Annotated in this window: 21 protein-coding genes; 7 read left to right on the top strand and 14 right to left on the bottom strand. The window is 59.4% G+C overall.

What is annotated here, in order from left to right; translation table 11 throughout:
* Window positions 1–2: 2 nt before the first annotated feature.
* From narH to RHM55_RS25405, 4 genes are all read right to left on the bottom strand, one after another.
* Complete coding sequence (narH, locus tag RHM55_RS25420) at window positions 3–1,541, bottom strand: nitrate reductase subunit beta (protein WP_322178874.1); 1,539 nt, start codon at window positions 1,539–1,541, stop codon at window positions 3–5.
* 1 nt (window position 1,542) lies between these two features.
* The gene (locus RHM55_RS25415) at window positions 1,543–5,316 is read right to left on the bottom strand and encodes a nitrate reductase subunit alpha (protein ID WP_322178873.1); all 3,774 of its coding nucleotides are present in this window, start codon (window positions 5,314–5,316) and stop codon (window positions 1,543–1,545) included.
* Between the two features lie 68 nt (window positions 5,317–5,384).
* A complete protein-coding gene (locus RHM55_RS25410) occupies window positions 5,385–6,782 on the bottom strand; it encodes a NarK family nitrate/nitrite MFS transporter (RefSeq protein ID WP_322178872.1) in 1,398 nt (465 codons plus the stop codon).
* Window positions 6,760–8,064 carry a nitrate/nitrite transporter gene (locus tag RHM55_RS25405; protein WP_322178871.1) on the bottom strand — a complete coding sequence of 435 codons (1,305 nt, stop codon included), beginning with the start codon at window positions 8,062–8,064 and terminating at the stop codon, window positions 6,760–6,762. Before RHM55_RS25405 ends, RHM55_RS25410 begins: the two co-directional genes overlap by 23 nt.
* Window positions 8,065–8,378: 314 nt before the next feature.
* Here RHM55_RS25405 and RHM55_RS25400 point away from each other — a divergent pair, with 314 nt between their 5' ends.
* From RHM55_RS25400 to RHM55_RS25385, 4 genes are all read left to right on the top strand, one after another.
* Window positions 8,379–10,181: a HAMP domain-containing protein gene (locus RHM55_RS25400; RefSeq protein WP_322178870.1), complete on the top strand. Its 1,803-nt coding sequence runs from the start codon at window positions 8,379–8,381 to the stop codon at window positions 10,179–10,181.
* Window positions 10,178–10,825: a two-component system response regulator NarL gene (narL, locus tag RHM55_RS25395; protein WP_322178869.1), complete on the top strand. Its 648-nt coding sequence runs from the start codon at window positions 10,178–10,180 to the stop codon at window positions 10,823–10,825. Before RHM55_RS25400 ends, narL begins: the two co-directional genes overlap by 4 nt.
* An 86-nt stretch (window positions 10,826–10,911) precedes the next feature.
* Window positions 10,912–11,589, top strand: a complete 678-nt coding sequence (locus tag RHM55_RS25390) for a Crp/Fnr family transcriptional regulator (protein ID WP_322178868.1) — start codon at window positions 10,912–10,914, stop codon at window positions 11,587–11,589.
* An 80-nt stretch (window positions 11,590–11,669) separates the two neighbouring features.
* Window positions 11,670–12,080 (top strand): putative zinc-binding protein, encoded by a 411-nt coding sequence (locus tag RHM55_RS25385; protein ID WP_322178867.1) that lies wholly within the window; start codon window positions 11,670–11,672, stop codon window positions 12,078–12,080.
* A 137-nt stretch (window positions 12,081–12,217) separates the two neighbouring features.
* Here RHM55_RS25385 and ubiT read toward each other — a convergent pair whose 3' ends face one another.
* The 7 genes from ubiT to norR form a co-directional block, all read right to left on the bottom strand.
* On the bottom strand, window positions 12,218–12,688 hold the full coding sequence (ubiT, locus tag RHM55_RS25380) for a ubiquinone anaerobic biosynthesis accessory factor UbiT (RefSeq protein ID WP_322178866.1): 471 nt from the start codon (window positions 12,686–12,688) through the stop codon (window positions 12,218–12,220).
* Complete coding sequence (locus RHM55_RS25375) at window positions 12,682–13,572, bottom strand: U32 family peptidase (RefSeq protein ID WP_322178865.1); 891 nt, start codon at window positions 13,570–13,572, stop codon at window positions 12,682–12,684. The genes ubiT and RHM55_RS25375 overlap by 7 nt, the downstream gene beginning before the upstream one ends.
* 10 nt (window positions 13,573–13,582) lie before the next feature.
* Window positions 13,583–14,578: a ubiquinone anaerobic biosynthesis protein UbiU gene (gene ubiU, locus RHM55_RS25370; RefSeq protein ID WP_219060025.1), complete on the bottom strand. Its 996-nt coding sequence runs from the start codon at window positions 14,576–14,578 to the stop codon at window positions 13,583–13,585.
* Between the two features lie 131 nt (window positions 14,579–14,709).
* A complete protein-coding gene (glp, locus tag RHM55_RS25365; protein WP_322178864.1) occupies window positions 14,710–15,945 on the bottom strand; it encodes a gephyrin-like molybdotransferase Glp in 1,236 nt (411 codons plus the stop codon).
* On the bottom strand, window positions 15,942–16,496 hold the full coding sequence (moaB, locus tag RHM55_RS25360) for a molybdenum cofactor biosynthesis protein B (protein WP_322178863.1): 555 nt from the start codon (window positions 16,494–16,496) through the stop codon (window positions 15,942–15,944). The genes glp and moaB overlap by 4 nt, the downstream gene beginning before the upstream one ends.
* Before the next feature lie 136 nt (window positions 16,497–16,632).
* Complete coding sequence (pdxH, locus tag RHM55_RS25355; protein ID WP_322178862.1) at window positions 16,633–17,280, bottom strand: pyridoxamine 5'-phosphate oxidase; 648 nt, start codon at window positions 17,278–17,280, stop codon at window positions 16,633–16,635.
* Window positions 17,281–17,379: 99 nt separating this feature from the next.
* Window positions 17,380–18,909: a nitric oxide reductase transcriptional regulator NorR gene (gene norR / locus RHM55_RS25350; protein ID WP_322178861.1), complete on the bottom strand. Its 1,530-nt coding sequence runs from the start codon at window positions 18,907–18,909 to the stop codon at window positions 17,380–17,382.
* Window positions 18,910–19,060: 151 nt separating this feature from the next.
* Between norR and ytfE the strand changes: the two genes are divergently transcribed.
* The gene (gene ytfE / locus RHM55_RS25345) at window positions 19,061–19,735 is read left to right on the top strand and encodes an iron-sulfur cluster repair protein YtfE (RefSeq protein ID WP_322178860.1); all 675 of its coding nucleotides are present in this window, start codon (window positions 19,061–19,063) and stop codon (window positions 19,733–19,735) included.
* An 87-nt stretch (window positions 19,736–19,822) separates the two neighbouring features.
* Here the strand turns inward: ytfE and RHM55_RS25340 are convergent, their stop codons facing one another.
* Together RHM55_RS25340 and RHM55_RS25335 are read right to left on the bottom strand one after the other, a co-directional pair.
* A complete protein-coding gene (locus tag RHM55_RS25340; protein ID WP_322183112.1) occupies window positions 19,823–20,260 on the bottom strand; it encodes a hypothetical protein in 438 nt (145 codons plus the stop codon).
* 28 nt (window positions 20,261–20,288) lie between these two features.
* A complete protein-coding gene (locus RHM55_RS25335; protein WP_322178859.1) occupies window positions 20,289–21,479 on the bottom strand; it encodes an NnrS family protein in 1,191 nt (396 codons plus the stop codon).
* A 531-nt stretch (window positions 21,480–22,010) separates the two neighbouring features.
* On the opposite strand from RHM55_RS25335, the gene RHM55_RS25330 reads away from it, so the two are divergent.
* Complete coding sequence (locus RHM55_RS25330) at window positions 22,011–22,694, top strand: Crp/Fnr family transcriptional regulator (protein ID WP_322178858.1); 684 nt, start codon at window positions 22,011–22,013, stop codon at window positions 22,692–22,694.
* Between the two features lie 5 nt (window positions 22,695–22,699).
* Window positions 22,700–22,891, top strand: coding sequence for a protein DnrP (locus RHM55_RS25325; protein ID WP_322183110.1), 192 nt, complete (start codon window positions 22,700–22,702; stop codon window positions 22,889–22,891).
* Between the two features lie 27 nt (window positions 22,892–22,918).
* Here the strand turns inward: RHM55_RS25325 and RHM55_RS25320 are convergent, their stop codons facing one another.
* Window positions 22,919–24,760 carry a nitric oxide reductase activation protein NorD gene (locus RHM55_RS25320; protein ID WP_322178857.1) on the bottom strand — a complete coding sequence of 614 codons (1,842 nt, stop codon included), beginning with the start codon at window positions 24,758–24,760 and terminating at the stop codon, window positions 22,919–22,921.
* Window positions 24,761–24,771: the final 11 nt, after the last annotated feature.

Here is a 24,771-nt window from a genome sequence, read left to right as displayed (position 1 = left end):
GCTCATTCCTCCCACAACTGAACGGTTTTCAGGATGTCGCGGCGGTTGGCTTTCTTCGCGCCAAACATATTGGTGTCGGAACTGCCACTGCAGCCGCTGCCGAAACTGAAGCCGCAGCCCGAGCGCTCGGCAAAGGCATCGCTCATGGCATCTTCACGGTGGGCACTGGGCACCACGAAACGGTCTTCGTAGTTGGCAATCGCCAGGTAGCGATACATCTCCTCGACCTGGGCCACGCTCAAGCCGACATCCGCCAGCACTTGCAGGTCCTGAACGCCATCGACTTGTTCGGAACGTTTGTAGGCACGCATTGCCAGCAAGCGTTTAAGCGCACGCTTGACCGGTTTTTCATCGCCTGCGGTCAGCAGGTTGGCCAGGTACTTCAGTGGAATACGCAGGCTGTCAACGTCCGGGATCACCCCGTTCATGCCCACGGTGCCGGCAGTGGCGGCGTTCTGGATCGGTGACAGCGGCGGTACGTACCAGACCATTGGCAAGGTGCGGTATTCCGGGTGCAGCGGCAGCGCCAGCTTCCAGTCCACGGCCATTTTGTAGACCGGCGAACGTTGTGCGGAATCGATCACCGACTGCGGCACACCGTCGGCCAGGGCCTGGCGAATCACTGCCGGGTCGTTCGGGTCGAGGAAGATCTCCAGTTGTTTTTCGTACAGATCCTGCTCATTCGCCGTGCTCGCCACTTCGCTGATGCGGTCGGCGTCATACAGCAGCACACCGAGGTAGCGAATCCGCCCGACGCAAGTTTCGGCACAGACCGTCGGCATCCCGGCTTCGATACGCGGGTAGCAGAAGATGCACTTCTCGGATTTACCGCTTTTCCAGTTGAAGTAGATCTTCTTGTACGGGCAGCCGCTGATGCACATCCGCCAGCCACGGCATTTTTCCTGGTCGATCAGGACAATCCCGTCTTCTTCGCGCTTGTAGATCGCCCCGCTCGGGCAGGCCGCTGCGCACGTAGGGTTGAGGCAGTGCTCGCACAGACGCGGCAAATACATCATGAATGTATTTTCATACTCGCCGTAGATGTCGGCCTGGATCTTGTCGAAGTTCTTGTCTTTGCGCCGTTTGGCGAATTCGGTACCGAGGATTTCCTCCCAGTTCGGGCCCCACTCGATTTTTTCCATACGCTTGCCAGAAATCAGCGAGCGCGGCCGTGCCGTTGGCTGGTGCTCGCCCAGCGGTGCGGTGTGCAGATGCTGGTAATCGAATTCGAAGGGTTCGTAGTAATCATCAAGGCTCGGCAGATCCGGGTTGGCAAAAATGTTCGCCAACACGCGGAATTTACCGCCAATGCGCGGGTTAATCGTGCCGTTGGCATTGCGGATCCAGCCGCCCTTCCACTTGTCCTGGTTTTCCCATTCTTTCGGGTAACCGATCCCGGGTTTCGATTCGACGTTGTTGAACCAGGCGTATTCCATGCCTTCGCGACTGGTCCAGACGTTTTTGCAGGTGATTGAGCACGTGTGGCAACCGATGCATTTGTCCAGGTTCAGAACCATGCCGATTTGTGAGCGAATCTTCATCTCAGTTCTCCTCGATTTCGGTCGGCAGGGGACGCGGCAGGTCATCGCCTGTCGAACCATCGAGCCAGTCGACTTTGGCCATCTTGCGCACCACGACGAATTCATCGCGGTTGCAACCGACCGTGCCGTAATAGTTGAAACCGTAGGCTTGCTGGGCGTAGCCACCGATCATGTGGGTTGGCTTGAGCACAACGCGGGTGACCGAGTTGTGATGACCTCCACGGGTCTTGGTGGTTTCGGAACCGGGTACGTTCACGATCCGTTCCTGGGCGTGGTACATCATCACCATGCCTTCCTTGACCCGCTGACTGACCACCGCCCGGGCGGTCAGCGCACCGTTGATGTTGAAGCACTCGATCCAGTCGTTGTCTTCGATACCGGCGCGTTTCGCGTCGATCTCGGAGAGCCAGACAATCGGCCCACCACGGCTGAGGGTGAGCATCAGCAGGTTGTCGCTGTAAGTGCTGTGGATGCCCCATTTCTGGTGCGGAGTGATCCAGTTCAGGACGATTTCGGTTTCGCCATTGCTGCGCTTGCCTTTCACCCCTTCAATGGTGCGGGTGTTGACCGGCGGCCGATAACTCATCAGTTGCTCACCGAACGCCTGCATCCACGGGTGATCCTGATAGAACTGCTGGCGACCGGTGATGGTGCGCCATGGAATCCCTTCGTGAACGTTGGTGTAACCGGCGTTGTAGCTGACGTGATCGTCTTCGAGTCCCGACCAGGTCGGGCTGGAAATGATCTTGCGCGGCTGCGCCTGAATGTCGCGGAAACGAATCGCCTCGTGAGCCTTGGACAGCGCCAGATGGCTGTGGTCGATCCCGGTGAATTCCGACAGCGCGGCCCAGGCCTTGACCGCCACCTGGCCGTTGGTTTCCGGCGCCAGGGACAGGATCACTTCAGCGGCATCGATCGCCGTGTCGATTTTCGGCCGACCCTGGCTGATACCGGCTGCGCCTTCGTGGTGATTGAGCTCACCGAGGAATTTCACTTCATCGTCGGTGTTCCAATTGATGCCCTTGCCACCGTTGCCGTTCTTCTCAAGCAATGGCCCAAGGGACGTGAACTGTTTGTAAATGTTCGGGTAGTCACGCTCCACCACGTGCAAGTTCGGGGCGTTTTTGCCTGGTTCCGGGGCCACGCCGGCACTTTTCCAGTCGGTACCGCCGAATGGCTGGGCCAGTTCGCCGACGCTGTCGTGCATCAGCGGGATGGTCACCAAGTCCTTTTCAACGCCCAGATGCCCTTCGGACATGCTGGAGAACGCCTTGGCGATGCCTTTGTAGATTTCCCAGTCCGAACGCGATTCCCAGGCCGGGTCGATGGCTGCCGACAACGGGTGAATGAACGGGTGCATGTCCGAGGTGTTCATGTCGTCTTTTTCGTACCAGGTTGCCGTCGGCAACACGATGTCCGAGTAGACGCAGGTCGAGGACATGCGGAAGTCCAGCGTGGTGACCAGATCGAGTTTGCCGATAGCGCCCTCGTCCACCCATTCCGCCTCTTCCGGCTTGCAGTCGCCAACCTTGCCGATATCTTCGTTCATCACACCGTTTTTGGTGCCGAGCAGGTACTTGAGCATGTACTCGTGGCCTTTGCCCGAGGAGCCCAGCAGGTTGGAGCGCCAGATGAACATGATGCGCGGGAAGTTCACCGGGCTGTCCGGCTGTTCGCAGGAGAACCGCAGGGAACCGTCCTGCAACGACTTGACCACGTAGTCTTTGGGGTCCATGCCAGCCGCAGCAGCGTCACGGCAAATATGCAGCGGGTTGGTGTTCAATTGTGGCGCGCTGGGCAGCCAACCGGCGCGTTCGGCGCGGATGTTGTAATCCAGGGCATGTTCGGGGAACTGACTTTTATCGGCCAGCGGCGAGAGCACGTCGTGCATGCTCATTTTCTCGTGACGCCATTGCGAGCTATGGGCGTAGAAGAAACTGGTGCCGTTCATTTGCCGTGGCGGACGATTCCAGTCCAGGCCGAATGCCAGTGGCAGCCAGCCGCATTGCGGACGGAGTTTTTCCTGACCGACGTAGTGCGCCCAACCGCCACCGGTCTGGCCGACACAACCACACAGCATGAGCATATTGATCAGCCCACGGTAGTTCATGTCCATGTGGTACCAGTGATTCATCGCCGCGCCGACGATGATCATCGAGCGACCCTTGGTCTTGTCGGCGTTGTCGGCAAATTCACGGGCGATCTGGATGGCTTTCTCACGGCTGACGCCGGTGATCTGCTCCTGCCAAGCCGGAGTGCCGGGTACGCTGGCGTCGTCGTAGTCCTTGGCCACGTTAGCGCCACCGAGGCCTCGATCGATCGCCAGATTGGCCGCCGACAGGTCGAACACGGTGGCGACTTTCGCCACGCTGCCGTCCGCCAGAACCACGTTATGCACCGGCACACGCCGGTATTGCACCGCATCGCCTGCCACGTGCTGGAAGTGTTCGTGGGACTCGCCGGCAAAATACGGGAACGCCACTTCGGCTACGTCATCACCGATCAGGCTCAGTTTCAGATCGATCTCACGGCCTTCGCCGCCTTCACGGGGAAGGATGTTCCACTTGCCCTTCTCGCCCCAGCGATAGCCGATGGAACCCTGAGGGGACACCAATTCGCCGCTGACATCCAGGGCGATGGTTTTCCATTCCGGGTTGTTTTCCTGGCCGAGATTGTCGGTCAGGTCACTGGCGCGCAAGAAGCGGTCCGGCTGGTAACCGGCGCCCGGCGCCTTGTCGACCATTTGCTTGAGCAGCACCAGCACCGGCAGATCGGTAAAGCGCTTGGCGTAGTCAGTGAAATAGGCGCTTGGCTTGTCCAGGTGGAATTCTTTGAAAATTACATGGTTGAACGCCTGGGCCAGCGCCGCATCGGTGCCTTGCTTGGGGTTGAGCCACAGATCGGTGAGCTTGGCCACTTCCGAGTAATCGGGAGTGATAGCGACCGTTTTGGTGCCCTTGTAACGGACTTCGGTGAAAAAGTGCGCATCCGGGGTACGGGTCTGAGGAACGTTGGAACCCCAGGCAATGATGTAGTTGGAGTTGTACCAGTCGGCCGATTCCGGCACGTCGGTCTGCTCGCCCCAGACCATTGGCGACGCCGGTGGCAAGTCGCAGTACCAGTCATAGAAGCTCAGGCACGCGCCACCGATCAGCGACAGGTAACGCGAACCTGCGGCATAGCTGACCATCGACATGGCCGGGATCGGCGAGAAACCGACGATCCGGTCAGGGCCATATTGCTTAATGGTGTAGACATTGGAAGCCGCGATGATCTCGTTGACTTCCTCCCAGTTGGAACGAATGAAACCACCCATGCCGCGTTTGCTTTTATAGGAGTCGGCCTTGACCTTGTCCTCGACGATACTGGCCCAGGCTTCGACCGGTGCCATAGTCTGCCGCGCATCGCGCCAGAGTTTGAGCAACGGCTTGCGAATTTTCGGGTACTTGAGCCGGTTGGCGCTGTAGATGTACCAGCTGTAGCTGGCACCACGCGGGCAGCCACGGGGCTCATGGTTGGGCAGATCATTGCGGGTGCGCGGGTAGTCCGTCTGTTGGGTTTCCCACGTGATCAGACCGTTTTTGACGTAAATTTTCCAGGAACAGGATCCCGTGCAGTTCACCCCGTGGGTGGAACGCACGATCTTGTCGTACTGCCACCGCGAACGGTAGACGTTTTCCCAGTCGCGGGACTCCTTGCGGGTTTCTCCATGACCGTCGGAAAACTCGTTTTGCTTGCGATTGAAAAACCGCAGTTGATCCAGTAAATGACTCAAGGTGTATTCCTCTCAGGCTTGCCGCGGGGTCTGTGCCCCGCCCACGCAATGGTTGGATTCGGGTCGTGTCAGCAGGGCGTCGCGGCGCCCTTGCGGGCGTACCACCACCAAGTCACCACAATGCAACTCAGGTAAAAGCCGACGAACATGTAGAAGGCCATCTCCGGGCCGCCGGTCTGCGCCATCGAAGTGCCGAAGGATTTGGGAATGAAGAACGCACCGAAGGCGCCCATCGCAGAACTGAAGCCGAGCACTGCAGCCGACTCCTTGCCGGCATTTTTCATCGCTTGTTCGCGGATGGCAGGCGCTTGCCCGGCGGAGAACTTTTCATGAAGGGTGCGGAAGATCACCGGGATCATCCGGAAGGTGGAGCCGTTGCCCACGCCCGTGGTGATAAACAGCAGCATGAACATGCCGAGGAAGCCGTAGAAGTTGCCACCCGAACCGTTCTGCGGCAGAAAGTGCAATACGCCAAAGACCATGACGATCATCAGGACGAAGTTCCACAAGGTCACTTTCGCGCCGCCGAGCTTGTCCGCCAACCAGCCGCCCAATGGGCGCACCAAGGCACCGACCAAGGGGCCGAGGAAGGCGAATTTCAAGGCGATGACATCCGGGAAGGAAGTTTTGATCAGCAGCGGAAAAGCTGCGGAGAAGCCGATGAACGAACCGAAGGTTGCCAGGTACAACCAGCACATCAGCCAGTTGTGCTTGCGCTTGAAGATCACTGCCTGCTCGCTGAACGAGGCTCTGGCGCTGGACAAGTCATTCATGCCGAACCAGGCAATCAGCGTCACCGCGACAATGAACGGCACCCAGATAAACCCTGCGTTCTGCAGCCACAACTGGCTGCCGTCTGGCAGGACTTGCGGTGCCCCGCCCATGAAGCCGAACACACCAAAGGTAATCACCAGCGGCACACAGAACTGCATCACCGAGACGCCCAGGTTGCCCAGCCCGGCGTTGAGGCCCAAGGCCGTACCCTGCTGGGACTTGGGATAGAAGAAGCTGATGTTGGACATGCTCGAAGCAAAGTTGCCGCCGCCGAAACCGCAGAGCAACGCAATCAGGACAAACACGCTGTAGGAGGTGCTCGGGTCCTGCACGGCAAAGCCCATCCAGATCGATGGCAGCAACAGCGACGCGGTACTCAGGGCGGTCCAGCGGCGGCCGCCGAAGATCGGCACCATAAAGGAGTAGAAGACCCGCAAGGTTGCGCCAGAGAGCCCAGGCAATGCCGCCAGCCAAAAAAGCTGATCGGTGCTGAAGCTGAAGCCAATGGCGTTCAAACGCACAATCACCGTGCTCCAGACCATCCACACTGCAAAGGCCAACAACAGCGCGGGAATGGAGATCCACAGATTACGTGTAGCGGTTTGTTTGCCGGTACGCCCCCAGAACGCGGGGTCTTCCGGGCGCCAGTCGTGAATGACCGGGCCTGAATCAGGCTTTTGCAGAACGGACATGTTCTTCTCCTTGGGCAATGCTGGAAAACGGGAATGGGGTCACTGGCGGCTGCTTACCGAGCCACGGACGTTTGCGGATTTCGCTGAAATACATCCAGGTGAGAGAGACCCAGACCACGCCATACATCAACATGAAGCAGGAGGAGCGCACGCCGGTCAGGTCCACCAGTGCGCCGAACAGAATCGGCAACACGAAACCGCCCAAGCCGCCGGCGAGGCCGACAATGCCGGACACCGCCCCCATGTTTTCCGGGTAGTCGTTGGCGATGTATTTGAAAACCGACGCCTTGCCGAACGCGAAGGCGATGCCCATGACGAACAGCAGCACAGTGAATAGCGTGGGGCTCAAGCCGATATGAAGGTTCAGCGGGCCGTTGATGGTCTGCACCTGCAATTGGGTCTGGGGATACGAGAGCAGGAACAAGCAGATCCAGCTGACCCACAACACCCACCAGGTGACGCTCTGAGGCCCCCAGCGATCCGACATCCAGCCGCCGACGGCGCGCAGTACGCCGCCGGGCAGGGAAAAGCAGGCTGCCAACAGAGCCGCGCTTTGCAAGTTGAAGCCGTATTCCTGCACGTAGTATTTGGTCATCCACAGCGCGAGGCCGACGTAGCCGCCGAAAACGATCGAGTAGTACTGGCAGTAACGCCACACCGCCGGGTCCTTCAACGCGCTTAGTTGTTCACGCAAGCTGGCGCCGGTGGCGCTGCGATGGCCTTTGTTTTCTGCGCTCAAGAACCAGAACAGCAGTGCAGTGATGAACAGGATTGCGCTGTAGACTTTCGGCACCAACTGCCAGCTGCCGGCAGCGATAAGCGCAGGAGCCAGAAACTTGGTCACCGCAGCCCCGGCATTCCCTGCACCGAAGATGCCCATGGCGAAGCCCTGATTCTCCTTGTCGAACCATTTGGCGACGTAGGCAATCCCCACTGAAAACGAGCCGCCGGCGAGGCCAACGAACAAGCCCAACGCCAAGAACTGCCAGTAGGCGGTGGCGTGGCTGATCAGATACAGTGGCGCCACGCAGGCCAGCATCAGCAGGAAGAACACGCTGCGCCCGCCGAAGCGGTCGGTCAGCAGGCCCAACGGCAAACGTACCAGCGAGCCGGTCAGCACCGGGGTTGCGGCGAGCAGGCCGAATTGGGTTTCGTTGAGCTGGAGAAGCTCCTTGATCGGCACGCCGAGCACGGCAAACATCATCCAGACCATAAAACACACGGTGAAGGCCAGCGTACTCATACCCAGCACTAGCCCTTGTTGCACACGCGGTTGGGTCACAACGCTCTCCAGTCAGTTATCCATGGCTGGAGACTAGTGAGGCGCACCCTGCAGAAAATTGACCCACATCAACGAAGCCCATGGCGGTATAAGCCTATGCTGAAGGGCGCTACCTCCAAGGAGGTAGTTCAAAAAGATAATAAAATCCTATATTTATCAGCAACTTAAATTCTCCTTCAGACGTTTTTACCGACTGGGAGCGGCCGACAACTCTTTAGAGGTAGTGCGACCGAGATCGGCTGCAAAACCACCCGCAGCCACCATTTGGAGTTCTACATGCCAGGTTTCCTCATCTTATTTCTGGATCGGCGCTGATGCTGCGCTGGTTGCGCAGCTCCCTGCCCGCTCGTGCGGCGCTAGCGGTAATACTGATCGCCATCCTGGCCCTCGCCAGCTCCCTGAGCGCCGGGCTTATCGCCTGGTTCAGTCAAGGCGATGCGGCGGCCATCAACACCGCCGGTTCCGTGCGCATGGAGACCTACCACCTGAGCTGGAAACTGGCCTCTGGCGCAACCGCCGAAGAAATCTCGAGCATCACCGACAGCCTGCAACAACGGCTGGACAGCCAGTCACTCAAGGCTGTGCTGGAAGATGGCCCGGCAACCGCGCTGCAGACCAGTTACCAACAAATCCAGCAACGATGGAACGCCGATTTACGTCCGGCGCTGGAGCGTGGCGACTCGGCGTTTTTCCAGGCCAACGCCTTGCCTTTCGTCGAGCAGCTGAACCAGTTCGTCAGCCTGTTGCAGCAACAAAGCGAACACAAACAAGGCTGGCAGCAGGCAATCCAGGGCATGGCCTTGTTCACCACCATCTTCATCCTGCTGATCGGTCTGTACGAGTTGCAGTACGGCGTCGTAAAGCCCTTGCAAGAATTGGTGGATGCCACCAAGCGCTTTCGCGACGCTGACTTCAAAGTGAGGGTCAACCATCAGTCGCAAGATGAGCTGGGCCAGTTGGCCATGAGTTTCAACGCCATGGCCGAAACAATCGAAGAGTCGCACCGTACTCTGGAGAGTCAGGTCCAACAGAAGACCCTGAACCTGCAACAAGCCAATGCTGCCCTGGAACTGCTGTACCAAAGCAGCCGCAGCCTGGCTACGCGCCTGGCCAATGCCGAAGGGCTGGATGAACTGATCCGTCGCTTCCAGCAACGCCTGCCTGGCTTGCGTCTATCGCTGTGTTTACGCGGCGCGGTACAGGCACCCGCCTCGCACATGCTCGCCCTGCATGGCGAAAACCAGCGGGAAGTCTGTGCCAGCAGTGAATGCGCCACCTGCCAGAAACACACTAAATCGAGTCCGAAAACTTTCAGCATCAGCAACCAGGGCAACGAACTGGGTGAGCTCAAAGCGTATTTTGACGACGGGCATCGGGCACAGAGTTGGGAGTCCCAACTGATCCAGGCGTTGGCCAACCTGATTGGCACCTCGCTCTCGCTCAAACGTCAGCGCGAACAGGATCATCGCCTGCTGCTGCTCGAAGAACGCACCATCATCGCCCGCGAGCTGCACGACTCACTGGCCCAGGCGCTGTCGTACATGAAGCTCCAGGTCAGCCGCATGCAAACCCTGATGCGCCGTGGCGAACCGGTCGAAACCCTGGAAACAGTCACCGCCGAACTGCGCGAAGGGCTGAACAATGCCTACCGCCAGTTACGCGAACTGTTGACCACCTTTCGCTTGCAGATTCACGACGAAGGGCTGGTGCAAGAACTCAAGGACACCGCCCTGGAGTTCTCCCGCCGTGGGGATTTCCTGGTGCACCTGCACGTCGATACCCTGGCCTTTCAACTGTCGGCCAGTGAGCAAATCCACATTCTGCAAATTACTCGCGAAGCGCTGTCCAACTGCTCGCGCCACGCCCATGCGCAAAACGCCTGGCTGCAACTGCGTCAGGATGGCGAAACCGTCAGGCTCTCGGTCGAAGACGATGGTCGGGGCTTCAGCGGCAATACCGACAAGCGTGAACACCACGGCCTGACCATCATGGAAGAACGCGCCCGCAGCTTGCACGGTCAACTGCAAATATGTTCCCGAGTGCCGCAAGGCACCCTCGTCCAACTGGAATTCCAACCGGAGTTTCTCGGGCAGCAAACAGAAGGTAGCGTTTCATGAATTTGCCCCTGCGACACAGAATCCTGCTGGTGGACGATCATCCGATGATGCGTCATGGCATCCGCCAAATGCTCGAACTCGAGGATGATTTCGAGATCGTCGGTGAAGCCGGAAACGGTGAGGAAGCACTCGCGCTCATAGAGCCGTTGCAACCCGATCTGATATTGCTCGATAACAACATGCCGCAGATGAATGGCATTGAAACCCTGCGGCGGTTAAGGGCCACGCACTACACGGGAAAGGTGCTGCTGTTTACGGTGTCGGACGCCGAAGATGATATTCGTGACGCGCTGCGCCTGGATGCCGATGGCTACCTGCTCAAGGACATGGAGCCCGAACTGTTGATTCAATACATTCGTGATGCATTGAACGGTGCACTGGTCATCAGCCCCGGTCTGACTCGGGTCATGGCCCAAGCACTGCGTTCACCACCACGCCAGACTGTGGTGGAACTGACCGAGCGCGAACGCCAGGTACTGAAAACCATTGCCAGCGGCTTTAGCAACAAGGTCATCGGGCACAAGCTGGGCATCACCGAAGGTACGGTCAAGGTTCACGTCAAAAACCTGCTGCACAAGCTCGGCTTGCGCTCGCGGGTAGAGGCGGCCGTGTGGGCCATGGAGCATCTGCGCAGCACCAGCTGACGGACATCCCTCTTTGGAGGTAGACCTGCGGAGGCATAGGCCGAAGGGTCCGCGAGCTCTACCATGACCGCCAGCGGAGGTACGCCATGCTGACCCACCCTTCAATCGTTTTAATCTTGCGCCGTCACCACCTGTTCAGCCAATTGCCGGAAAGGGTCTTTCAGGACGTCTGCAATCTGGCCAATCTCAAACATTTGGGCTGTCACGCCACACTCATGCACCAAGGCGATCCGGCCAAACGTTTTTTTTTGCTGGTCAGCGGTCAGATCAAGCTGCACCGGGTCACGGGTGAAGGTCAGGAAAACCTGGTGGAGATCATCCATGCCGGGCAAACCTTCGCCGAAGCCTTGCTGTTCAGCCAGGCCAGACTCTACCCGGTGAGTGCCACGGCGCTGAAGGACTGCGTGCTGGTCAGCATTGAGGGCAGCCATTACCGCAACGCCCTGGAAGATCAGCCGAAGATCTGCCTGGCGATCCTGGCGAGCATGAGCATTCACCTGCACCAGCGCCTCAAGGACATTGACACCCTGACCCTCGCCAACGCCAGCCGACGGGTCATCAATTTCCTGTTCCAGGAACGGGACCCGGTCAACGGCCAGATCGTCTTGCAGGTGTCCAAGCGTCTGGTGGCGTCGAAACTGGGGATCCAGCCGGAAACCTTCTCGCGCATTTTGCATCGTCTGGTCGAGAGCGGCCTGATCACCATGGAGCGCCGCAATATCCGCATCCTCGCCGAAGAGGATCTGGCCGCCTACCAACAGTAGCCGCCCCCGGATTTGACCATGGTCAAGGCACAATGCTGCCAGCCTTGCACACTGGCAGAGTCCATCAGTGGAGAATGTTCATGCCCGATTCAACCCTGCCTTTGGTCTACTCCTGCTCCGGCTGTTCGAATGTCGCACAACTGGCCAACACCTTGGCCTTGCGCCTGGATCGCGCAGGCCTGGCCGAAATGTCCTGCATCGTCGGTGTCGGCGGCCATGTCGCGCCGCTGGTCAACAAAGCGCGCTCGGGACGGCGGATCCTCGCGCTGGACGGCTGCCCGCTGCAATGCGTCGAAGCCTGCCTGAACCAGCACGGCCTACACGCCAATGTGCACCTGATCCTCAGCCATCACGGCCTGCGCAAACGCTATGGCGAGGACTGCACCGAGGAGCAGAGTGATGAGTTATTCGAGGAGATCAAACGGTTGATCGTCGGGGAGGATTGTGAGGAGAAAAACCGGATAATCGTAGCCGCCGAGACGATGGTTTGAGGATCTGGCAGGGTCTTGATGCAATGAAAATCCAATGTGGGAGAGTGTACATCTGCGAAAGATAGCCGGCTGTAAGGCCGCCTTCATCGCAGGCAAGCCACACACCGAATCTGCGTAGGTCACAGCAATGCAGATTCTCACCCCGCCGCCAACCCCTTCCCTGCCCGCTCCAGATTGCGCCACAACCAAACAGGCAATACATCAGGGTCCAGGCTATCGATCAGGTTCTTCAACGCCAACCCCAATTCGGTATCCCCCTCAATCACCAGACGCCTGCGAAAAAACAGGGTGTCAGGGTCCTCCTGACGACTGGCCAGGAGTAAAAACTCCCGCCAGTTGCCACTGATGGTCACTTGCGCCTTTGCTCGCTCGGCGATCTGCAATCCCTCACGCCCCAGGGTCAGGTACCAAGACAAGCTCAGATCTGGAATCCGCAGGCACATCCAACGACCCCGTAGCAGTTCAAAACTGCCGTCGCGCAGCGGCTCGGCGAGGCAGCGATTGAGCGCTTGCTGCAACACCAACCGCTGTACGGCAAAAGGCACTCGGTGCGCCAGCGGCAACAACCGATCAGCACCTTTCAATAACCATTTTTTTCGGTTCAACACAGGCCTGCCTCCTCGACGCGCAACATGCCAGCCTGGCCATGCCAATAACCATTACAGCCCTCAACGAACAGCGGCGGCGTCTCGCCCAGGCGAACCCGTTGATAGGCGGCAATCACTTCCTCCATGCCCTGGGCTCGCGGGCTCAGGCGCAACAGATCGGCACCGCAGGCCACCAGTCCGGAATAATCAGCCAGCAGGTTGGTCACGTCGGCCGACATTGTTTGAATGCCGTTGATGGTGAACAACGGCTGGCCTTCCTGACTGCTCAAGGCCAGGCCGTCGGGGTAGTTGATGCAGCAAAACTGACAGTCGTCCTTGGGTCGGTTTTCCGCCCTGGCGGTAAAGCAGCGTGCGGAATAGGCCAGGGGCAAATGCCCATAGGCAAAGATTTCAACTTCCGGCACCTCACGTCCCAACTCGCGCACCTGCTCGATCACATCGCCAATCAGCGCCGCCGAACACTCCACCGGTGGCACCCAGCGGGTCATTCCGCAGTCCAGCAGTTGCGTCAGCGCATGGCCGTTGTACAGATTGAGTGCCGGGCCACCAACAAAGGGCAGCTTGCGCTCGGCCAGAAACTGCACCGCGCCCATGTCGTTGGCTTCCACCAGCAACTGGCCGTTGTCGCACAGGCGGCGCAGGCTGGAGAGCTCGGAGGCTGCTTCGATCAGCGTCAGGCTGGAAAGCACCATCTGCGCCTGGCTGCACTCGTGCAACTCGCGCCCCAGGCCCAGCCATTGATCCAATGAAAATGCCCGGCGTTTCGAACACACGGTTTCCCCCAGATAAATCACATCCAGAGGCAAGGCCGACATCTCGGCGTAAAAGTTACTGAGTTGCTCTTTGTCCCAATAAAACAGGACCGGTCCCAAGCTGAGCTTCATGTCCAGTCCCTCATTGCCATGATCGATGATAAGCACCCAATGTGGTCTGGCTGCCTTCGGACAAACCGGCCAGCACCTGACGCCATTCATCCTTGACCCGAAAGCTGCCCGGCGAGCCGCGATGGGCATCCAGGGCGGCGCGCCAGACGCGGGTGACTTGTTCCACATAGGCGGGGCTGCGTTGGCGACCCTCGATTTTTACCGCTTCGACGCCGATAGCCGCCAGTTCCGGCAGCAGATCCAGGGTATCGAGACTGGTAGGTTCCTCCAGCGCATGAAAGCGCTTGCCACCCACCAGAAAACGGCCTTTGCACAAGGTCGGATAACCGGCGGGTTCGTCAGGGGTGTAGCGATCGATCAGGACTTCACTGAGGCGTGCGCTCAGGCCTTGGGCGTCTTCGCTCCAGCGTACTGCCTTGGCCGGCGAACAGACGCCACACAGGTTCGGCGATTCGCCCGTGACGTAGGAGGAAAGGTGGCAACGCCCTTCGGCCATGATGCACAAGCTGCCGAAGCCAAAGACTTCAATGGGCACCGGACTGCTGGCGGCAACCTGCCGCACTTGCGTCAACGACAGCACCCGAGGCAGCACGGCGCGGCGAATACCGTAGCGCTGCGCATAGAACGTCAGCGCCGCGGCATGGGTTGCCGAACCCTGAACAGACAAGTGCAGCGCCAGTTGCGGGTGACGCTGACTGGCATAGTTGAGCACGCCAGGGTCGGCGGCGATCAGCGCATCCACGCCGAAGTCGGCGGCGCGATCCACCGCCCGCTGCCAGCGCTCCCAGCCCTTGGGCTGAGGGTAAGTATTAACCGCGACGTAGAGTTTGCGTTGATGTTGGCGAATGAACGCGACTGCGGCATCGAACTGTTTGTCGTCCATATTCAACCCGGCGAAATGCCGGGCATTGGTGTCATCACGAAAACCGACGTAGACGGCATCGGCGCCTTGGCGCACCGCCGCTTTAAGCGCAGGCAGGTTCCCTGCCGGGCAGACCAGTTGCACGGGTAATCCTCATGAAAGAACTCGTCTCGACCCTCGGCGGATACCTGCCGTCCGCAGACTCAGAGCAGTCGAAAATGCGCTGCCAGTCTAGCGAGACCGGTAGACAGGGCATTGACGGTGATCAATTGCTATCAATGCATCAGGTCGGCGAAGGACAGGAACATGACGTTGTCATGCTTGAGAACCTGCTGCCCGCACTCGATCACGGCAAGGCCGTCGGCCCAGCAGGCGGCGCTCAACATGGCCGAACTTTGCTGAGGGTGCAGCTCCACGCTCAATTGCCCATCAGCGCCTGGGGTCAGCTTTGCCCGCAGATACTGCCGACGCTTGTTGCGCTGCAGCCAATCGAACCCGGCCGGCACGGCCAATGGCACAGGCATCACCTCAGTGACCCCCTGTGCCCTGAGCAGAAACGGACGCACGACCACCAGCGCGGTAATCAGCGCCGCCGATGGGTTGCCCGGCATGCCTATCCAGGGTTTTCCAGCGACTTCGCCAAACGCCAGCGGTTTACCCGGCTGGATTGCCAGTCGCCAAAAATCGACGCTGCCCAGCGCTTCGATGGCCTGTTTGAGATGGTCTTCCTCACCCACCGATACGCCGCCAGAGGTCAGCAGCAGGTCGCACTCCGACGAAGCCAGGCTCAAGGCATGCCGGCTGGTCGCTAACTCATCGGCCATGACCCCATAGTCATGCACTTCCACGCCCCAACCGCGCAACAACGCGGCGAGGCTGTAACGATTGCTGTTGTATATCTGCCCCGGCGCCAACGGTTCGCCTGGCTCTCGCAATTCATCTCCGCTGCTGAGCAGGCACACCTGCAACGGTCGGTAGACCTCGACCTGCGCGATTCCGGCACCCGCCAGAAACCCTAGCTCTTGTGCGCGCAAACGCTTGCCCGCCTTAAGCAACAGATGCCCTTGGCGTACTTCCTCGCCCTCCTTGCGCACATGCTCGCCAACGCTTACCGGTGGGCACCAGACTTGCGCGCCCTCGACCCGGCAACGTTCTTGCGGCACCACGGTATCGGCTCCCGGTGGCAATGGCGCTCCGGTAAAAATCCGCACCGCCTGTTGCGGCAACAATGGCGAGCTGTCGCTGGCCCCTGCGGCAATCCGTCCAATCACCGACAGATAACCGCCCGCCGGTGGCAGGTCAGACGCCTTGAGGGCATAACCGTCCATGGCACTGTTGTCCCAGGCCGGCAGGTTTACCGGGGAATGGATGTCACTTGCCAACACTCGCCCCAAGGCTTGATCCAGGGGAATCTTTTGCACCGGTGGCGGCGGCCGTACCTGGCTCAGCAGGCGGCTGATGGCCTCGTCCACAGGCATCAAGTTGCCGCTGTCGCACACCGGGCCGGTCATGAGCGTGCCTCGCAGGCGTCAATCACCTGCTGCGCCTGCTGCTTCAAATGTGGCGCGAAATTACATGGGCCGGTGCGACTGTCCAGTTGCCCGAGCAGGATCTTGTCCCAGGCAGTTCGGCACGCGCCCGGTGAGCCCGGTACGCAGCACACCAGCACCCCATTGCTCATCCCGGCCAATGCCCGCGACTGCAGACTGGACATGCCGATTTCCGCCAGAGACACCTGACGGAACAGTTCACCGAAGCCTTCCACATGTTTATCCAGCAAGGGCAGGACCGCTTGCGGCGTGTTGTCACGTGGAGTGAATCCGGTGCCGCCGGTCATCAGTACCACTTGCACCTTGGGGTCGGCGATCCAGTGGGAGAGTTTTGCGCGGATCTGATAAATGTCGTCCTTGACCAGATCACGGTCGATCAATACATGCCCGGCCGTTTGCAACAAATCCGTCAGCGTCTGTCCCGAGGTGTCGGTCTCAAAGGTTCGCGTATCGCTGATGGTCAGTACGGCGATGTTCAGCGGTTGAAACGTGCGTTGCGCCAGATGGGCCATATCCAAGCCTTCCCGTAGATGAGGGTATGGCCCAGCCTGAACCGGAATCCAGATCGAGCCTATTCCTCCAAGGAGGTACCTCGACAGGGCAACGGGTCAGTGCCGGCCGGCCAAGTATCCGGACGATCGTTTGGGCTCAAGGCGCCAAACGATTTCGTTGCCACACGCCATTCTGCAAACGGTAGTCGAGACGATCATGCAGGCGATCAGCACGCCCCTGCCAGAATTCAAGCCGTTCAGGATGCAGGCAGTAACCGCCCCAATGCTCGGGTCGCGGCAACGTCTGGCCGACGAGGTGCTGTTCGGTTTCTGCCAATAAGGATTCCAGCGCTGCCCGACTCGCCACTGGACGGCTTTGCGGTGAAGCCAAGGCACCCAGACGGCTGGCCAGCGGGCGGGAGTCGAAGTAAGCATCCGAGAGCTGCGGGTCGAGCCTGGACACCTGGCCTTCAATACGAACCTGACGTTCAAGACCGGGCCAGAAAAAAGTCATGGCAGCACAGGGATTGCTCGCCAGTTGCAGCCCCTTGTCACTCTGGTAATGGCCGAAAAACGTAAAGCCTTCATCGCTGAAACCCTTGAGCAGCAGAATCCGGCAATGTGGTCGCCCCGCGCTGTCAACCGTCGCCAAGGCCATGCTATTAGCCTCGACGGGGGCACTCTCGGTCTCACGGGCTTGTTGCATCCACTGTCGGAACAAGGCCAAAGGATCGTCTATCGCCAGATCGTCTTGCAGGCCATCACGGGTGTAACTACGGCGCATTTCAGCCAGGGAAAGGGGCATGGTGGTGATCTCCAGAAGGTTCTGCCCAGTGTGCAAGCCACTGCGCGACACCACCTTGACCACCATCAACACAGAGCAACGACACCCAGCAGCCGTCCCTCACTTGAGCCGCAAACGCCGGGCCAGTTTGTGCAAATTGCTGGGGTCGACCTCCAGAAGCCGTGCGGCACTGGCCCAGTTTTCCCCAGACACGCTCAAGGCGTGGAGAATTTTTTGTCGCTGGTAATCGTCCACAGCCTCGCCCAAGGGCTGGAATGGCACGTCAGGCGCAGCATCCAGCGGCAACTTGGCAACCGAGCCCTGTGACCCCATCGCGCTGTCGAGATCCAGGATCTCGGGCTCCAGCGTCATGATCAGGTTACGACTGGTGCCGCGGCTTAACTGCTTCAACGCGGCTCGACTGATCACATGTTCCAGTTCACGCACATTGCCCGGCCAGGCATAGCCCAGTAGCGCGCGCTCGGCCGCCGGCGACAGACGCAAACCGCGCAGGCCGAGCCGCGCCCGATTGAGTTCAAGGAAATGCCCAGCCAGCATCAACACATCGCTACCGCGCTCGCGCAGGGCCGGAATGGGCACTGGGTACACCGAGAGACGGTGATACAGATCGGCACGAAACAAGCCGTCGCGAATGCTGTCCGGCAAGTGTCGGTTAGTCGCGGCGATGATCCGTACATCGACATGCAGCGGCTTGTCGGCGCCCAGCCTCTGGATCTCGCCGTTTTGCAACGTGCGCAGCAATTTTGCCTGCACGCTCAATGGCAACTCCCCGACCTCGTCGAGAAACAGCGTGCCGCCGTTGGCCGCATCAAAACGTCCGGCGCGATCACTGGTCGCCCCGGAAAAAGCTCCTTTGACATGCCCGAACAACTCGCTCTCCGCCAGTGATTCCGGCAAGGCGGCACAATTGACATGCACCAGAGGCTTGTGACGCCGACGTGAAAGACGGTGCAAACGCCGGGCAAACAGTTCTTTACCGACCCCGGTTTCACCCAGTAGCAATACCGGTAGTTCGGAATCGGCCAACACCTCCAGCTCATTGAGCAACTGGCGCAACACGTCGCTCTGACCGAGAATTTCACCTTCTTCAGCGGGCATCCGCACGTCCTGAGTATCGCTGCGCGACAAGCGCAAGCTGCGATTTTCCTGCTCGAGCCGGGTTACCCGCACGGCGGCCTCGATCTGCAACGTACAGCGGTTGAGCTCCTCCCGCGCGTGGCTGTCGAAGGTCCCTGCATGCAACGCATCGAGAGTGATCGCCCCCCATATCCGCCCTTCCACATACAGACTCACGCCCATGCAGTCATGCACTGGCAACGGTTCTCCGACATGGCCGTCGAGCAAGCCGTCATAGGGATCCGGCAGGCGGCTGTCGGGCTCGAACCAGGTGGGCTCGCGTGAGGCCATGATCGCCGCGAGTCGAGGATGCTGGGCGATGACAAACCGCCGCCCCAGCGCTTCGTGAACCAGTCCTACCGTCGCGACTGGCCTGAGGCTGTCATCGTCCAGACGCAGCAACCCCACGGCGCCACTGTGGAAGTACTCGCGCAGGGTGTGGACAAGCCGTTGCAAACGCACGGCATTCGGCAGCTCGACGATCAAGTCAGCAGCCAGGCTTTCACGCAGCATGGTAATAATCACCCTTTATGGTTCTGTTCACCCTAGGCTGCCAGGGTACTTATCACCACAACAAAAAATTAATCGAGTATTTTCAATAGGTTAACTATGGCATGCCGGATGCAAAAGGGTTGGTAACCTGTGAAACCTAAAAGGAAACCCGATGAGCCTGACCCTTCTGGACCAAAGTCTCGGCCAACTGGCCTGCGACATTCCCGGCGCCACCCGGACTTTTCACGCCTTCAATCTGGACTTCTGTTGCGGCGGGCAAAAAAGCCTGCGTGAAGCAGCCCTCGGCAAAGGCCTCGATCCCCTGCTGATTGCAGACGCGCTCCACGCCTTGCAAGACGCCGGTGAAACCCAACATGACTGGCGCAACGAAACCGAGGAACTGTTGATCGCCCATATCCTGGCGCGCTACCACGCCCGCCACCGCGAGCAACTGCCGGAACTGATCCGCCTGGCCCGCCGTGTCGAGCAGGTCCATGGTGCACGCAGCAGTTGCCCCAATGGGCTGGCCGACCACCTGCGGGACATGCAGCAAGAACTCGAAGGCCACATGCTCAAGGAAGAACAAGTGCTCTTCCCGATGCTGCAACAGGGAATGGGCCCCCGGGCCGCACCACCGATCCAGGTGCTGCGCTTTGAACATGATCAACACGGTGAAGCCCTGGAAAAAATGCTCGCCCTTACCGACAACATCACCCCGCCTGCCGATGCCTGCAATACCTGGCGCGCCCTTTATCGCGGGCTGCTGGAATTTCGAGACGACCTGATGCAGCACATCCATCTGGAAAACAACGTGCTGTTCGTCAAGGCCCTGAACCCTCGCCATTGATCACTTGCCTGCACTACAAAACCCGCGTCGGCCAACCGGTTGACGCGGGTTTTTCCTGGGTTGGATGAAGCTACGATGATGAGATGATCAACCGTGCCAATAGAACATGGCCTTGGCCAGGATCACGATCAACAGCATGTGTCCAAGAATGCTGCGGCGAATCCAGTTGGCGCGGACCGACGTCATCCGTGCGCTTTTCAGCCAATACGCCAGTAGCAAGTAATGCCCGATGATGCTCAAGGCCAGAACGATTTTCAGGCTCAATAGCGTGCCAAAACTGCTGGCCAGCGGCTCACTCAATACACCACGGTGCTGCCACGCCAGCCCGATGCCAGCGCCATACAACAGCAACACCACCCCATGCAGCACCTTGCGCGAGCGCACCGCAATCGCCTGATCCGCCATCAGTTGCCCACCGTTCGCCAACTGCTGGCGGGCGGAATGCCAGATGAACACCTCGAAAAACAGCGTGCCGATAAAGGCGATGGCCGCCAGCAGATGAGTGACCAGCAAAAAGGGATACATCATTGGCAACCTCCGTCAGTTCGTCTGCTCATCCTGGATGGCCATCAACCCGGGTCCGTAGCAGCATCGGTCCATAGCGCCAGGCATAGAGCGCAAACGCCAACGCCCAGCACAGCCCCGCCAGCCATAACGCCCCCAACGGAAACAACAGCACCAGCGCCACCCGACTCAGACATGCCAGGTTCAGCAAAATAAACGCCAGGGTCATGCCTGACGGCGGCTCCAGCGCACGACCGGTATGCCCCAGAGTGACCCGCGCGATCATCGCCAGAATCAAGCCGCCCATGGCACCTATCGTCAGGCAATGCACCGCCAGACTCGGGTTCACCGGCACACCGAAATGCCACAACGCCATGCCCACGCAGGCCACCGCCAACCAGCCATAGGCCAGGTGCAACGACCACAGCAACGGCACGCGCCAGAGCGCCCGATCATGCCAGCGAACCAGACGCAGCAAATGCCCTGCTGCCAACACTGCAAACAGCAGGCCGACCCATACATTGGGGTTAAGCGCAGGTCCGGCGGCATACAACAGCGCCACCAACGGTGAGCCCACCAACAACAAGCGATCAAGCCAGGGCCAGGCGGCAACGCCATTGACCCGACCGAGGCCGCGCTGGGTGAAAAACGGAATGATTCGCCCGCCGATCAAACCCATCATCGCCGCCACCAGCCAGATGCCAGTCAGAACGCCTTGACGCTGCCAGCCTTCATGGCCGTCAACCAGGCCGTACACAGACAACCCGTCAGCCGCGGTCAACAGCAGCAACACCAACACAATCGGGTAGTTCCGTTTCTGCCGCACCTTCCAGAGGGTGAAGCCCATGAGCGCCGCCACCGCCAGCGGGAAAGCCAGCTCCAGAACAGCGAGCAGTGGCCACGGCACATTCGCCAACCAGGCCAGTCGTGCGAACAACCACACCAGCGCCAGAGCCGCCAGCGGTCTGCCGCTGATGCCAGGACGACCGGTCCAGGTCTGCACGGCAGTCAGCAGAAAACCCGCGATAATTGCCAACGCAAAGCCGAACAGCAGCTCATGCCGATGCCACGCCAGCCAACCGCCTGCAGGCTGCCAACTGGATATCGCGCCACTCAAGGCTGCCAGCCAGAGCGGTATGGCCAGCAACGCCAGAAGACAGCCGACCAGGAAAAATGGCCTGAAGGCCAGGCGTAACAGCGGCACAATCGCCATCGCTGTACGGCGGTCAAGTACTTGCATAAAGCCACTCCTCTACCTTACTGCCAGCGGGTAAATCCCAGTTCAATCATTGGTATTAACGATGAGCGATATTTGTCACACATCAAGCTTGCAAACTGTCGGGGGGTTAGATTGACCGTCTGTAGCCCAATACGAGTCTGCAAAGGGCGTGCCCTAAAGCCAATCAGGGCCGAGCCGCCCCGCCTGCGGCGAGTGAGACAAGCACTCTCACCATGACAGCTGAATCATGCAGGGTAAAATTGACCATTTAATGGTTTTTTTAACCATAAAGCACAGGGTGTTTTTAACCTCGGTCTTTGATACCCGCCGTAAATAAGGGCCTCCGGGCATGGCCCGCGTCTTGCTCAAGCATGAAGGCTTTCAAAGAAACTTCCCCCCACTCGATTACCCGGAGTCGTCATGAAAAAAGTCATTCAGCCACTGGCATGGTTTGTGGTTTTGACCTCGATCGTGGCCGTGGCCAGCGGTGTGTCTCTAGGCCTCATTTGACCTGATAGCCGTCCCTCTCCCCAACCTTCAGGATGAATTTTTATGGTGCTTCATCGCGTCCACCACCAAATTCTGCGCAGTCATCATTTGTTCGAGCCATTGAATGAAGAACAGATGGATGAATTAATGAGTACCAGCCACTTGCTGAGCATCGACAAAGGCGAGCCGCTGTTTCGCCAGGGTGAGCTGGCGGACTCGTTCTATTTCGTGATTGCCGGAGCGGTGAAGATCTACCGCCTGACGCCCGACGGGCAGGAGAAGGTGTTTGAAGTCATCGGCGATCGGCAAACCTTCGCCGAAGCGATGATGCTGATGGATACCCCAAATTATGTAGCATCGGCCGAAGCGGTCTGCCCCACTCAGCTCTACCGAATATCCAACAACACCTACATGCACCTGCTGCAGAGCAATAGTCGATTGACCTTCGCCTTGCTCGGCAAGTTGTGTGTACGCCTGCACCAACGGGTCAACGAGATCGAAACCCTGTCGCTGAGAAATGCGACCCACCGGGTCGTACGGTATCTGCTGACGCAACTGATGCGCCTGCAAACCATTGACAGCCAATTCGAACTGCCAATGGCCAAACAACTGATTGCCGGGCATCTCTCGATCCAGCCGGAGACGTTTTCACGAATCATCCGCCGCTTGATCGACGAAAAAATCATCACTCAAGACGGTCGTCAGATCGAGATTCTTGATCGCCTGCGCCTGGAACAATTCGAGTGAGTGACATGCCCATATGTCTGTATTGCCAACACGCGAACCCTTCACAGGAGTCCGAATGCCACCAGTGCGGCATGCCCCTGCCGGCGCTGGCCAAACACGCCTCAGAACGTCGGCAGCGCCGATTCATGTGGTTCTGCATCGGCCTGACGATCTTTTGCGTGACGATGTTTTTCTGGCTGCCGCGCAGCATCAATTGAGCCGCACCGCGATGTTCAAGCCTGGGCTCAAGGCTGAGTCAGCTGGCGATACAGCTGCGGCAAACGCAGGGGTAGTTGTTCAGGCTGGCGGATCAAAGTGTAGCCATTGGCGCCAAACATATACGGCAAGTAATCGCCGGCCTCGCGGTCAATGGTGATACAGAACGGCGTCAATCCCTGACGCCGCGCCTCCAACACCGCCTCGCGAGTGTCTTCAACACCGTAGCGACCTTCGTAGAGATCCAGATCATTGGGCTTGCCATCAGTCAGTAGCAGCAACAGTTTGCGCCGCCGCTTGCAGCCACTCAGCAGTTGCGTGGCCTGGCGAATGGCTGCGCCCATGCGCGTGTAATAGCCTGGTTTAAGCCCCTGAATTCGGCCGCGAGTGTTGTCGTCATAACGTTGGGTGAACGATTTGAGCTCCTGCATGCGCACCTGCTGACGACGCAGCGAGGAAAATCCGTACAGGGCGAAATCATCCCCCAGCACCGACAAGGTTTCACCAAACAGCAGCAGGCTGTCCCTGACCACATCGATCACGCGATGCTCATCGTTCAGGTGGGCATCGGTGGACATCGACACATCGGCCAGCAAAAGACACGCCAAGTCGCGACGCGTTTGCCGCTGCTCCATAAACAGCCCCCGTTCGGCGCACTGACCATGCTCACGTTCAACGTGAAAATCCAGCCAGGCCTGCATGTCCAGCTCTGAGCCCTGGGGTTGCTGGCGTAACCATTGGCGGTCATTGCGCAAGTGCTCGAACTGACGCCGCAAACGGTGCGCCGAGGCCTTCAGCCGTGACGGCAACGGTTGCGCCTCGCCATCGCGCGGCAGCATCATTTGCAGATTGACGAAGCCGTCCTGCATCTGCTGCTTGCGGTAGTCCCATTCCGGCAACTTGATGCCCTCGCCCAGCGGAATATCGTCGACATCGGCCGGGGGCAAGTCCAGGTGCAGCTTCAGGCCGCCACCTTTGCGCAGACGCGTACGCGACAGGGTCAACTCATCCAGGTCCTCGGCGATTCTGGCGGCGTCCGGGTCTTCGCTGTCGTCCGACCAACGATCCAGATCCACGTGTTCGGTCCAGCTGAACAGGTTCTCCAGACGCACCACCAACAGCCCGCCTTTGCTAGTGCTCTCGTCAATCCGCTTGGCGCGCTTGCGTCCGCCTTTCTGCTCGCCGGGAGGCGTAGCCAGATACTCTTCCGACTCTTCGCTCAGATCGGCGGCCTGCGGACTTGCGAGGTGCTGCGGTGGGTATAGCCACAACGGCAGCGGCCAAGCCGCCCGTTCACAGCGCGGAAAATGTTCGACACTGCCCGGTACGCGCAACGCCTGGCATAGCGCCCGCTCCAGTGCCGCTTCGCCGGCGCACAACGATGCCGGATCCGGGCGCAATTGCAGATGGGCATCGACCAGGCGTTTATAGCGAGAATGCAACGCGGGGTAGCGCTGCAGCAGCATCTGCGTCCAACGCTGATTGTCCCGACCCCAGTGACGCATCTGGCCGGCCTGTGCCGCCAGCAGCGCCAGCCAACGATAGAGTTCCTCATTCAATGCGACCTCAGGGAAGACCGCGAGGCTCGACGGTAGACGAAGATTATTCTCGTCGCACCAGGCCAATGGCACTTGCTTGCAGGTACCGGCGATCTGCTGCAGCACGTTGCGGCGCAGCAACAGATCACGGTCGCTGGCGGCTTCCAAACCTATGCCACTGGCGCCGCCCATGGCGCGAAACAACAGCGCCAGCGGTCGTTGCTGACTGACCAGCTCAACCCGCGCTTCCGGGAAATCCGGGCTGGCGCGCCGCGTGATGAAGCGATGCCAGACACTGCCTACCCACTCTTCCAGTTCGACGGTAAAGGCCATGGGATTCGTCC

The organism is Pseudomonas sp. MH9.2 (assembly GCF_034353875.1).
Lineage (GTDB): Bacteria > Pseudomonadota > Gammaproteobacteria > Pseudomonadales > Pseudomonadaceae > Aquipseudomonas.
This window is presented reverse-complemented; position numbering and strand designations above follow the sequence as displayed.